Source organism: Acinetobacter sp. V2 (assembly GCF_001188385.1).
GTDB lineage: Bacteria > Pseudomonadota > Gammaproteobacteria > Pseudomonadales > Moraxellaceae > Acinetobacter > Acinetobacter oleivorans.
In genome coordinates, this window is the sequence record NZ_JZFB01000001.1 from 1,279,073 (window position 1) to 1,280,775 (window position 1,703).

Below are 1,703 nucleotides of genomic sequence, written 5' to 3' on the forward strand. Positions count from 1 at the left end.
CTCTCAGACCAGACAGCCGCTGCACCTGAAATAATCGACATGAAAAGCATGCTGCCAAACACAAAGTAAGCAAACTTTTTACGCTGGGTAAAATGTCCCACCATAAAAATCACGGTAAGTGGAATGAGTAATATCGCAATCATTTCTAATAAATTAGAAAGCGGTGTTGGATTTTCTAAAGGCACACTACTATTTGGACCATACCAACCACCACCATTACTCCCCAATTGCTTAATCGCTACCATTGGTGCAACTGGCCCTAAAGGAATTTTTTGGATTTGAACTGTATTGGCTTTATCAATCAGCTGTACTTCTGGCCCGCCTTGGAAAGTCGCTGGTACGCCTTGGCTGTTGAGCAATAAAGACCAAACAAAACAGAGCGGAAGCAAGAATCGGACTGTAGGGCGAATTACATCTGCCCAATAGTTCCCAATTAAAATTTGGTCTGGCTGCTCGGCAACATCGGCTGCAATATGGTTTGGGCGCTGATAAAAGAAAGCTCTTAAGGTCGCGACAACTAAAGCTAGCCCCATCATTGGAGTAATGACTTGCAAACCCACAATACCTGTCATTTGCGACAAATAAGATAATTGAGCTTGCCCAGAATAATGCTGTTGATTGGTATTAGTTAAAAATGAAATAACCGTGTGTAATGCTAAATCCCAACTCATATTTGGTGCATGATTTGGATTTAATGGTAGCCATGCTTGTGTCATAAAAATAGCAAAAACGGCCACAGCTAGAAAAACACAGCTAACAACAAATGCTAGCGAATATTGTTTCCAGTTCATTTGTTGTTGTGGAGATATACCTAACAAGCGATAAACAGGATTTTCAATCCAGCGAAATAATCCATCACCCCACATCGGCTGATTTGTCATCACTTTGGATAGATATTTACCGAGGCACCATGCTAGAAAAATAGCAATAAATAAAACAAGTATAAGTTCTAACATGGCTATTCTCCTCTATACCCCTTGGCTTGATTTGCCAAACTGGAAATAAGGAGAGATGAGGAAATATCATTTGTTTTAAGTCCGCATAACACAATGCCAGACTGATGCAAGATGCGCATTTGAGAATTTATAAGCATTTTTATTGTCCTGAAATAACACTAATTTAGTGAATTTCAGTATGGATAAAATGCCCGTAAATTCTCTATTGAGGAACTCAAAGACCGCGTAAAGTTTGCGTAAAATCTAGTTTGAAAGCCTTTAAACTTTAAAATTAACGACTGGATAAATCATGCTATCAGCCTTTAAGGTTTCACAAGGCCAAAGTTCATATAAGGGAATTTTTACATCAAGCGCCAAAGGCAATTTTTTAGAATTAAATTGCATATGGTCCAGATCACTTCCCCATGCAATCAAATCTACATCTAAAGAAATATGATGCGATGGACGAACACGCCCCGAATCTAACTCAAGTTTCTTTAAAAAAGATTCAATTTGGTCACACGATAAAGTGCTTTTTAATAGACATGCTGAATTCCAATAATCATCTCCAATACCATCTCGACATGGAATTTGATAAACAGATGAAAACTGCACTTTCCCCAAAGTTGCTAATTGCGTATACGCAAAAGTAAAGTGCTGATCTGCGTCTAAATTACTCGCTAGGGCGAGCGCAAAAATTGTTTCTGGTGCGTTCAAGACGAATTCCTACAGCATTAGCTTCTGCAATGATGGCGGGCTTACGGATGG

At 39.1% G+C, this 1,703-nt stretch carries 1 protein-coding gene and 2 pseudogenes; all 3 read right to left on the reverse strand.

From position 1 onward, the window contains the following. Positions 1–956, reverse strand: a pseudogene (locus UC75_RS20340) (potassium-transporting ATPase subunit KdpA); the annotation flags it as partial. 258 nt (positions 957–1,214) lie between these two features. Further along, the gene (locus UC75_RS05850; RefSeq protein ID WP_049837003.1) at positions 1,215–1,652 is read right to left on the reverse strand and encodes a 2-amino-4-hydroxy-6-hydroxymethyldihydropteridine diphosphokinase; all 438 of its coding nucleotides are present in this window, start codon (positions 1,650–1,652) and stop codon (positions 1,215–1,217) included. After that, a pseudogene (locus tag UC75_RS20345) lies at positions 1,609–1,703 on the reverse strand (dihydroneopterin aldolase); the annotation flags it as partial. The pseudogene UC75_RS20345 and the gene UC75_RS05850, both read right to left, overlap by 44 nt.